At 67.2% G+C, this 10,102-nt stretch carries 11 protein-coding genes; 6 read left to right on the forward strand and 5 right to left on the reverse strand.

Going from position 1 to position 10,102, the window contains the following annotated elements:
* Positions 1–225 precede the first annotated feature (225 nt).
* Both F7Q96_RS24650 and F7Q96_RS24655 read left to right on the forward strand, forming a co-directional pair.
* Complete coding sequence (locus tag F7Q96_RS24650; protein ID WP_053823203.1) at positions 226–576, forward strand: guanyl-specific ribonuclease; 351 nt, start codon at positions 226–228, stop codon at positions 574–576.
* Positions 573–1,181: a barstar family protein gene (locus F7Q96_RS24655; protein ID WP_006579293.1), complete on the forward strand. Its 609-nt coding sequence runs from the start codon at positions 573–575 to the stop codon at positions 1,179–1,181. Before F7Q96_RS24650 ends, F7Q96_RS24655 begins: the two co-directional genes overlap by 4 nt.
* A 136-nt stretch (positions 1,182–1,317) precedes the next feature.
* On the opposite strand, the gene F7Q96_RS24660 is transcribed toward F7Q96_RS24655, so the two are convergent.
* The 4 genes from F7Q96_RS24660 to F7Q96_RS24675 form a co-directional block, all read right to left on the reverse strand.
* The gene (locus F7Q96_RS24660) at positions 1,318–1,890 is read right to left on the reverse strand and encodes a YidB family protein (RefSeq protein ID WP_053823202.1); all 573 of its coding nucleotides are present in this window, start codon (positions 1,888–1,890) and stop codon (positions 1,318–1,320) included.
* 91 nt (positions 1,891–1,981) lie between these two features.
* Positions 1,982–2,728 (reverse strand): 16S rRNA (uracil(1498)-N(3))-methyltransferase, encoded by a 747-nt coding sequence (locus F7Q96_RS24665; protein WP_053822513.1) that lies wholly within the window; start codon positions 2,726–2,728, stop codon positions 1,982–1,984.
* A gap of 92 nt (positions 2,729–2,820) precedes the next feature.
* Positions 2,821–3,264: a VOC family protein gene (locus F7Q96_RS24670; protein WP_053822512.1), complete on the reverse strand. Its 444-nt coding sequence runs from the start codon at positions 3,262–3,264 to the stop codon at positions 2,821–2,823.
* Between the two features lie 166 nt (positions 3,265–3,430).
* On the reverse strand, positions 3,431–4,240 hold the full coding sequence (locus tag F7Q96_RS24675) for a spermine/spermidine synthase domain-containing protein (RefSeq protein WP_053822511.1): 810 nt from the start codon (positions 4,238–4,240) through the stop codon (positions 3,431–3,433).
* A gap of 166 nt (positions 4,241–4,406) precedes the next feature.
* Here F7Q96_RS24675 and tkt point away from each other — a divergent pair, with 166 nt between their 5' ends.
* From tkt to F7Q96_RS24690, 3 genes are all read left to right on the forward strand, one after another.
* Positions 4,407–6,437, forward strand: a complete 2,031-nt coding sequence (gene tkt / locus F7Q96_RS24680; protein ID WP_170265969.1) for a transketolase — start codon at positions 4,407–4,409, stop codon at positions 6,435–6,437.
* A gap of 87 nt (positions 6,438–6,524) precedes the next feature.
* Positions 6,525–7,535, forward strand: coding sequence for a type I glyceraldehyde-3-phosphate dehydrogenase (gene gap / locus F7Q96_RS24685; protein ID WP_053822509.1), 1,011 nt, complete (start codon positions 6,525–6,527; stop codon positions 7,533–7,535).
* Positions 7,536–7,810: 275 nt separating this feature from the next.
* Complete coding sequence (locus F7Q96_RS24690) at positions 7,811–8,797, forward strand: LysR family transcriptional regulator (protein WP_053823201.1); 987 nt, start codon at positions 7,811–7,813, stop codon at positions 8,795–8,797.
* Positions 8,798–8,888: 91 nt separating this feature from the next.
* Here F7Q96_RS24690 and fur read toward each other — a convergent pair whose 3' ends face one another.
* Positions 8,889–9,320 carry a ferric iron uptake transcriptional regulator gene (gene fur, locus F7Q96_RS24695; protein ID WP_023263964.1) on the reverse strand — a complete coding sequence of 144 codons (432 nt, stop codon included), beginning with the start codon at positions 9,318–9,320 and terminating at the stop codon, positions 8,889–8,891.
* A 197-nt stretch (positions 9,321–9,517) separates the two neighbouring features.
* On the opposite strand from fur, the gene F7Q96_RS24700 reads away from it, so the two are divergent.
* Positions 9,518–10,102: outer membrane protein assembly factor BamE (locus F7Q96_RS24700; protein ID WP_151023461.1), on the forward strand; the 585-nt coding region annotated here is incomplete at its 3' end.

Consider the following 10,102-nt stretch of genomic DNA (forward strand, 5'->3'; position numbering starts at 1 on the left):
CGGGGATTGATTATTTAACCGCTTGCGCGTAACCTAGCGCCTTCGATGCAGGCGATCCGTCGACCGCGCTTGGCGTTGGATTGCTGCGCCACCAGACCAGACAACGTGGGTTCCCCGACTTCTTTGCCGCAACGCGCACCGCGCTCCGACAAGATCCTGCAACGGGTCCAGCCTTCGCTCCAACGGGTTGCGCGCGGCGCCCTGCATACGCTCGCGGCGCTGGCCATGGCGGCCACGCTGACGCAACCGGCGCAGGGGAAGCAGTCCTCGCAGGTGCTGCCCGATACGCTGGGAACCATTGCAGTGCAGCAACTGCCCAACGAAGCACAGCAGACGCTGCAGCGCATCGAGGCCGGGGGGCCGTACCCCTACGCGAAGGATGGCTCGCGGTTCGGCAACTACGAGCGGATTTTGCCTCGGCGGCCGCGCGGCTATTACCGTGAATACACGGTTGTCCGTCCAGGCAGCCGCAATCGGGGGGCAAAGCGAATCGTCTGTGGCGGCGAACAACGGGCCGCCAACGACTGCTATTACACGGAAGACCACTACAACAGCTTCAAACGGATAATCAGATGATGACTGACATTTTCGGACTGGGCGACGCCCTTGCCGCCCGCGAAGAGCGCGGCGCCGGAGATGGCTGGCAGCGGGCTCAACAACATGCCCAGAACCTTTATGACAGTGTGCTGATGATGCCCCGCTACGAGGTCGCGCACAATAAACTGCCGCCGGCGTCGCCGCAGGACGGCAATGCCGAAGTGGCCTGCGGCAGAGAGGCCGCGCTGAACCTGTTCAAGACCGTGCGACCCAATATCGTTCAGTCGATCCGCGCCTTCCGCGTGCCCGAGCTGGCACAGGCTGCCGCCGACCTCGGCCAGCATTTTCTCTACGCCAATTGCGCCCATTGCACGACCAAGGGCGAGGTGCTGGAAACGATCGCCACCGCCTTCCTGTTCCCGAAGCACTTCGGCAAGAACTTCGATGCGCTGGCCGATTGCCTGACCGACATGATCCACAAGGCCGGCGTGCAGCCCGGTTTCGTCATCGTGCTCGAGGGCCTGCCCTGCGCGCAGAAGTTCGACAAGGAAGCGCGCGAGACGCTGCTCGACGTGTTCCGCGACGCCGCCGAATTCTGGGCCGAGCGCCGCGTGCAATTCCGCGTGTTCTACTCGTTCGCCTGAGCGCTCTGGTCCCGTCGGCCGCACGATGCCGCGCAGCGATCGGCGATCGTAGACGGCTCGAAAAAAAGCCCGCCGGTTTGGCGGGCTTTTTTGCGTCGCGGGCGGCACGGCGGCCGCCTCGGCATCCGCGGGACGATCAGGCTGCCGGCGGCACCTGTCCCTGCGGCGTCAGCTGATCGATCAGTTCCGGCAGGCCGGCGCTGAGCTGCGCGGCGACGTCGTCGCGCGACAGGCCGGTGGTCGACGACAGCGTGTCGAGCGCGCCGGTGCCCTGCAGCGCCTCGGCCAGCGACGACGGCGATACCGGCTGATTGGGACCGGTGCCGATCCACGAGGACACCTGCTCGCCCAGGCCCGCCTGCGCCAGGATCTGCTGCAGCGCGCCGATGCCGCCCGCCGCCGCGCCGATCGTCTGCGCCTCGCCGGCCGCGCCGCCCTGGCCGCCGAGCAGCCCGCCCAGCAGCGAGCCGAGATCGAGTCCGCCACCGCCACCGGCCAGCCCGCCGAGGATGCCGCCCAGACCGCCGGCCATGCCGCCCGGATCCTGCGTCGCCTCGGCACCGCCTTGGCGGCCGCGCATCGCCAGCATCGCCAGCAGGCCGAGCGCCAGCATCATTTTCGGATTCATGCCGGTTTGGCCGGATTCGCCGGCCTGCGCCGGGTTGGTTTGGCCGAGCACGCCGCCAAGCACACTATCGAGCAGTCCCATCTTCAGCTCCTTGTTGTTGATTCGTTTATCGGACCGGCCGGTGCGATGCCGCGCGCCGGCTCGGTCGATAGCGGTCGACGGCGCGGTGCCGTCAGAATCCGCCCAGCAGCGCATCGAGCGCGGCCAGGCAGGCCAGGCCGGCGGTCTCGGTGCGCAGGATGCGCGGTCCAAGCGACACCGCCGTGAAACCTTGCGCCAGCGCGGCACGTTCTTCCTCCGGCGACAGTCCGCCTTCGGGGCCAATCAGCAACGTGACGCCGCCGGCAATCCATTCGTCACGGTGCGCCTGCGCCAGCGCCACCAGCGTCGATTCGGCGCGCGGCGACACCAGCAGCCGCTGTCCCGCGTCGGTCGGGATCGCCGCCAGCCACGCCTCCAAGTTAGCCACCGGCGATACCGCCGGCAAGCGATTGCGTCCGCATTGTTCGCAGGCCGCGGTGACCAGCGCCTGCCAGTGCGCGTGGCGCTTGTGCGCACGTTCGCCGCTGAGCCGCACCACGGCGCGCGCGGTCTGCAAAGGCTGGATCGCGCCGACGCCAAGTTCGACTGCCTTCTCGATCAGCCAGTCCATCTTGTCGCCGCCGGCAATGCCCTGGGCCAGCGTCACGCGGAACGGCAGTTCGCATTCGGTGGCGTCGCGCGCGCCGATCTGCGCGGTCGCGCTGCGTTTGCCGATCTCGACCAGCGTCGCGGCATGGCTGCCGCCGCGTCCGTCGAACAGCGTGATCGGTTCGCCGGGATGCAGCCGCAGCACCTGCACATGGCGCACCACCGCCTCGGGCAGCGGCAGCAGGGTATCTGGGGCAAGCGGTTGATCGACGTAGAAGCGGGGAGGCATCGAATCCAGGGAAATCGGTCAGGTGCGGCGGGCCCCCGCGAACGCGCCGACCTCGGCGCCGGCGCGGCAGCGGGCCCCCGCACGGAAATGAATCAGGCTGCCTGCGAGCCCGTTGCGGCGGCGACGGCCTGGTCCAGCGGCCGGGCAAAGCCCCAGCGGTAGCCGTCGAGGTCTTCGACCATGCAATAGCGGTCGCCCCAGAACTGGTCGCCCGGGGCCATCAGGCTGATCGCGCCGGCCGCCACCGCGCGCGCATGCATCGTGTCGACATCGTCGCAGTACAGGTAGAAGGTCTGCGGGCACTCGAACCCGATCGAACGCGGCGTGCGGGCGGTGCTGCCCCAGGCGCCTTCCGGGGCGAACATCACGACCAGTTCGCCGTGGTAGTGCATCTCGGCATGGGTTGGCACGCCGTTTTCGTCGACCACATTGCCGGGCACGAAGCCGAAGGCGCGGCTGTAGAAGTCGAGCGCGCGGCGTGCGTCGCCGACCGTCAGGTAGGGAATCAGCCAGGGCGTGTTGGCAGGTTTGGTCATGATGGTGTCCTCCCGGGTTCCGTGCGACATGCGTGCCGGGGTCGGCGCCCGGGGCCGCACGCTCGCGCACGCTCCACGGCGGCGGACATCGCGCGCGAAGCAAACGCCGGACAAGCGCCGCGCCTGCCTTGCCGCAAGTCCCCGGTGGAGCGGTCAGCCGAGCATATCACGCCGATGTGGCGCCGCCGTCGAACAGCGATTGCAGGTGGCGAGGCAGCGCGAACAGCGCCGCATGCAGGCCGGCGTGATAACAGCGCAGCGCGCCATCGAGCCGCCAGTCGGCGAGCCGGGCGGCCAGCATGGCCGGGTCGGCGGCGCGCACGTCGAGCGTGTCGCTCGCAACCGCGATCGCCCACAGCGCGCCATAGACCGGAATCGCCACCGTCATCGGTTGTACCAGCCGGAATTGATCGCGCAGCCGCCGCCACAGCAGCCGCACCGTGTCGGGCCGGTGGAAGGGCGGCCCGAGATGCAGCGACATCGCGCCGCCCGGCGCCAGGCAGTCATGCGCCGCCCGCAGGCCGCGCGCGCCGAACAGCGCGGCGGCGGGGCTGCCATCGTCCGCGTCGGTCAGGTCGAACACCAGCAGGTCGAAGCGGCGGCCGGCATCGCGCAGCGCTTCCATCGCGGCCAGGCCGTCGCCGATCTTCACCGTCACGCGCGGGTCGTCGAAGGCGCCGTGGTGGATGCCCGGCAGCCAGCGCCGCGCCAGCCGCACCACCTCGGCATCGAGTTCGGCGACCACGACCTCGCGCATGCCGGGCAGCCGCAGCAGTTCGCGCGCGGAACCGCCGTCGCCGCCGCCGATCACCAGCGCGCTGGCGGGAGCGCCATGGGCCGCGGCCATCGGGTGGATCATCACCTCATGCTGGATGAACGCGTCGGCTTCCGCGCTCATGACGCGGCCATCGAGCCGGAAGACGCGGCCGAACAGCGGATGTTCGCCGATCTCGATGTGCTGGTGGGGCGAGCGCACCGAGGCGCGCGGGGTGACGTTGCCAAGTGTGGAGCCAACGCCGCTCGATAGCCGTTCGCGCCATTCGAGGGCTGCTTCGGAAGGCGCCGCCGAGGCCGCCGCCGTACCGGAAACGCCGCCTCCTTCTGGTAAAATCGCGCTTTTCCCGCCGCCAACTTCCCGCCGCATGTCTCACCTCGCACACCCAGCCACCAGCCCCTATGCCAGCCAGCCCGCGTCGCTGATGGCCAATGCGATCCGCGTCCTGGCGATGGACGCCGTCCAGCAGGCCAATTCGGGCCATCCGGGCATGCCGATGGGCATGGCCGATATCGCCGTCGCGTTGTGGAGCCGTCATCTGAAGCATAACCCGGTCAATCCGAAGTGGGCCGATCGCGACCGCTTCGTGCTGTCCAACGGTCACGGCTCGATGCTGCTGTACGCGCTGCTGCATCTGACCGGCTACGAGCTGCCGATCGAGGAGCTGAAGAACTTCCGCCAGCTGCACAGCAAGACCGCGGGCCATCCGGAATACGGCATCACCCCGGGCGTCGAGACCACCACCGGTCCGCTGGGCCAGGGCATCACCAACGCGGTCGGCATGGCGCTGGCCGAGCGGCTGCTGGGCGAGGAGTTCAACCGTCCCGGCTTTGACATCGTCAACCACTACACCTATGTCTTCCTCGGCGACGGCTGCCTGATGGAGGGCATCAGCCATGAGGCCTGCTCGCTGGCCGGCACGCTGCAGCTGAACAAGCTGATCGCACTGTGGGACGACAACGGCATCTCGATCGACGGCGACGTCGAGCACTGGTTCGCCGACGACACCCCGAAGCGCTTCGAAGCCTATGGCTGGAACGTGATTCGCGCGGTCGACGGCCATGATGTCAACGCGATCGACGCGGCCATCGCCCAAGCCAAGGCCAGCGACAAGCCGACGCTGATCTGCTGCCGCACCGTGATCGGCAAGGGCTCGCCCAACAAGCAGGGCGGCCACGATGTGCACGGCGCCCCGCTGGGCGGCGCCGAGATCCTGGCGACGCGCGAGGCGCTCGGCTGGAGCCACGCCCCGTTCGAATTGCCGGAAGAGGTCTACGCGGCATGGGACGCCCGGGCCAATGGCGCGGCGCTGGAGAAGGCCTGGGCCGCGCTGTTCGAGGGTTATTCGGAGCGTTATCCGTACGAAGCCGGCGAGTTCGAGCGCCGTATGCGCGGCGAGCTGCCGGGTGCGTTCGACGCCGCGGTGCAGGCCTATCTGGCCAAGTGCGAGGAAAAGGCCGAGACCATCGCCACCCGCAAGGCGAGCCAGAACGCGATCGAGGCGCTGGCGCCGGTGCTGCCCGAACTGCTCGGCGGCTCGGCCGACCTGACCGGCTCGAACCTGACCAACTGGTCCGGCAGCAAGGCGGTGCGCGTCGATGCCTGGGGCAACCATATCAACTATGGTGTGCGCGAGTTCGGCATGAGCGCGATCATGAACGGCATCACGCTGCATGGCGGCTACATTCCCTACGGCGGCACCTTCCTGACGTTCTCGGACTACAGCCGCAATGCGCTGCGCATGGCGGCGCTGATGAAGATCCGTACGTTGTTCGTGTTCACGCACGATTCGATCGGCCTGGGCGAGGACGGTCCGACCCACCAGTCGATCGAGCACGTCGCCAGCCTGCGGCTGATCCCCAACATGGACGTCTGGCGCACCGCGGATACCACCGAAACCGCGGTGGCGTGGGCCGAGGCGATCCGCCGCGAGAACGGTCCGAGCTGCCTGATCTTCAGCCGCCAGAACCTGCCGTTCCAGAAGCGCGACGACGCCACCCGCGCCAACATCGCGCGCGGCGGCTATGTGCTGCGCGACAACGTCAATCCGCGCACCGGCCTGCCCGATGCGGTGATCGTCGCGACCGGCTCCGAAGTGGGCCTGGCGGTCGGCGCGGCCGACCAGCTGGCCGCCGAAGGCATTCGTGTGCGCGTCGTGTCTGTGCCCTCGACGACTGTGTTCGACAAGCAGGATGCGGCATACAAGGCGTCGGTGCTGCCGGCGGGCGTGCCCCGCGTGGCGGTCGAGGCCGGCGTCACCGACTTCTGGTGGAAGTACCAGGTGCAGGCGGTGGTGGGCATCGACACCTTCGGCGAATCGGCGCCGGCTGGCGTATTGTTCAAGCACTTCGGGTTCACCGTCGAGAACGTGGCGAACACCGTCAAGAGCGTGATCTGACTTTCCGGGACGTGCGGGCGCGGCGGCGCTGCCGTCGCCGGCCCGGGCGCCCGCAGCTTTTTCTACTTCCCGTTCAGGAGACGTACCATGACTATCAAGGTTGCCATCAACGGCTATGGCCGTATCGGCCGCAACGTGCTGCGCGCCCACTACGAAGGCGGCAAGAAGCATGACATCGAGATCGTCGCGATCAACGACCTCGGCGATGCCAAGACGAACGCCCACCTGACGCAATACGACACCGCCCACGGCAAGTTCCCGGGCACCGTGTCGGTCGAGGGCGACTACATGGTCGTCAATGGCGACAAGATCCGCGTGCTGGCCAACCGCAACCCGGCCGAACTGCCGTGGGGCGAGCTGGGCGTCGACGTGGTGATGGAGTGCACCGGCTTCTTCACCTCGAAGGAAAAGGCCTCGGCTCACCTGGCCGGCGGCGCCAAGAAGGTCATCATCTCCGCGCCGGGCGGCAAGGACGTCGACGCGACCATCGTCTACGGCGTCAACCACAACGTGCTGAAGGCCACGGACACCGTGATCTCGAACGCCTCGTGCACCACCAACTGCCTGGCCCCGCTGGTCAAGCCGCTGCACGAGAAGCTGGGCGTGGTGACCGGCCTGATGACCACGGTGCACGCCTATACCAACGACCAGGTGCTGACCGACGTCTATCACGAGGACCTGCGCCGCGCGCGTTCGGCGACCCAGTCGATGATCCCGACCAAGACCGGCGCCGCCGCCGCGGTCGGCCTGGTGATGCCGGAACTGAACGGCAAGCTGGACGGCTTCGCGATCCGCGTGCCGACCATCAACGTGTCGCTGGTCGACCTGTCGTTCGTCGCCGCGCGCGAGACCACCGTCGATGAAGTCAACGCGATCCTGAAGGCCGCGTCGGAAGGCGAACTGAAGGGCATCCTCGACTACAACACCGCACCGCTGGTGTCGGTCGACTTCAACCACAACCCGGCCTCGTCGACCTTCGACGCGACGCTGACCAAGGTGTCCGGCAATCTGGTCAAGGTGTCGAGCTGGTACGACAACGAGTGGGGCTTCTCCAACCGGATGCTCGATACCACCGTGGCGCTGATGAACGCCAAGTAAATCGGCCCGTGTTGAATGGCCGATGTCACCGCGCTGGCGGGGACTCGGAAGCGGCGCCCATGTGGCGCCGTTTTTTATGGGCTTTGTGCGCCAGCCCACGCACGGACTGTAAAATATGGTAAGTACGACACAGGGACCCCGCTACGGAGGGGTTCCAGGGCGAGTAAAAATGGCGTTTTCGCTTCCCCGAAGTGGCGATTTGATCTTACACTAGCCTTAGTGTCCTCGCGTGCGCTCGCGTGGCCACGCGTATCAAACCTGAACTGGGCGTGATCATGGTGAACGTTGACACCAAGCTGCTCGTGATCTTCACCGAGTTGCTCAGCAAGCGGAACGCGACTTATGTCGCCGAGAAGATGCACATGACGGCGCCGGCGGTATCGCACTCGCTGGGACGGCTGCGCGAGATCTTCGACGATCCGCTGTTCATCCGCGTCCCGCATGGCCTGACGCCGACGCCGCGCGCGCTCGAACTCGGTCCGAAGATCCGCGAGATGCTGGATCTGTGGTCCTCGATCAACGAGGGCGACGTCGACAATTTCGATCCCGCTGTCGCCTCCGGCACGCTGCATATCGGCTTTGCCGCGGAACTGGGCGATACGGTGTTCAACCGCTTCGTGTTGCGCCTGGCACAGCTCGCTCCCGAACTGCATATCCGGCTGGTCGAATCCCAGTCGTGGGAGGCCGATGTGGCCTCGATGCGCGCCAACGAGCTCGACCTGGCGTTCTGCGCGCTGCCGACCGGCCATCCGGAGATCGTCGAGGAAACGGTCGCCTCGCTGAATCTGTGGGTCTGCGCGCGCAAGGGGCATCCGCTGCTGCAGAGCGCCTGCACGCTGGACCACTATCTCGAGTGCGGCCATATCTTCATGGCGTCGGCGGGCGGCACCGGACGCCCGGCGCCTTCGCTGATTCCGCTGGACTACGCGCTGCAGCAGCGCGGCCTGAAGCGCAACGCGGCGCTGACCGTGCATTCGTGGCGGGCCCAGGCCGAACTGGCCGCGCAGACCGACATGATCTTCACCGTCAACGCGCTGACCAAGGACGTCGCCTGCGAAAGCTACGGCCTGAACGCGTTCCCGCTGCCGGCCGAAATCCAGACCACGCTCGGCCTGAACATGTTCTGGCACCGCAGCCGCAACACCCATCCGATGCTGGTGTGGGCGCGCGGTCTGTTCCGCCAGGTCGTGGCCGAATTTGTCGGCGTGCCGGTGCCCGGGCTGCCCCAGCGCATGGCCGAGATCGAGCGCGAGCAGGTCTAGGCCTCCAGGCCTCGCTGCCCAACAAAAAACCGGCGCCAGGCGCCGGTTTTTTGTTGCCCGCCGCGTGCCTCTTTGCACGCGGTGCCCTGCATCAGCGCTTGGGCCGATGCGGGCAGGCGGTCTTGGTGCAATTGCCGTACAGCGACAGCGCATGCTCCTGCAGCGCGAAGCCGCGCTCGCGTGCGATGCTTTGCTGGCGCTGCTCGATTTCGCCGTCGAAGAATTCCTCGACGCGGCCGCAGTCGAGGCAGACCAGGTGATCGTGGTGCTTGCCTTCGTTCAGTTCGAAGATGGCCTTGCCCGATTCGAAGTTGTTGCGCGACAGCAGGCCGGCTTGTTCGAACTGGGTCAGCACGCGATACACGGTGGCCAGTCCGATATCCATATGTTCGTTGAGCAGGATGCGATAGACGTCTTCCGCGCTCAGATGGCGCTGCTCGCTGGTCTGGAAGATTTCGAGGATCTTCAGCCGCGGCACGGTTGCTTTCAGGCCGATATTTTTGAGTTCCGCCGGACTCGGCATGGGCGTGACTCCCTAGAGTACAATGTCTGGATTGTTGAATCATAAGGGTTTTGCCGGCAAAAGTCGCCCGGCGCGGCCGGTGCCGGCAATGCGCCGAGCCCTTCACGCGGCGGCGAACGCGTGTTCCACGCGGACGCGTCGGCCATGCCCACCGACCGGCACTTTCCCTTCCTTCGGTAGCGAGAACTGCGAGTTACATGGATTCCATTCGAACATCCGCCCTGCGCCCGGCGCTGCTGACCACGCTTCTGGCAGCCATCACGCTGGCCTCCGCCGCCTGCTCGACCTACGACAGCACTTCCCGCAAGATCGCCAACGCGATCACGCCGTACCGGATCAATATCGTCCAGGGCAACTTCGTCTCGCGCGAGGCCGCCGCGCAACTGCGCGAGGGCATGACCCGCGACCAGGTGCAGTTCCTGCTCGGCACGCCGCTGCTGACCGACGTGTTCCACGCCAATCGCTGGGACTATGTGTTCTCGTTCAAGCGCGGCAATACGCAGGTGGTGCAGCAGCGCCGCTTCACGGTGTTCTTCGACAACGATCGTCTGGTCCGCTTCGGCGGCGACGAACTGCCGTCGGAATACGAGCTGATCGCCGAAATCGACGGCATGAAGCGCACGCCTGAGGCGAACAAGGGTGCCAAGTCGGCGCCGCAACAGGCCGCCGCGCCGGCCGAGCCGCAGGCGCAGCAGGGCGACCAGCAGGCGCCGGCCGACGCCGCACAGCCGCAGGCGCAGGCGCAGCCGTCCGCCTCGGCGCCCGAAGCCGCGGCCGCGCCA

Source organism: Cupriavidus gilardii (genome assembly GCF_008801915.1).
GTDB classification, from domain to species: domain Bacteria; phylum Pseudomonadota; class Gammaproteobacteria; order Burkholderiales; family Burkholderiaceae; genus Cupriavidus; species Cupriavidus gilardii.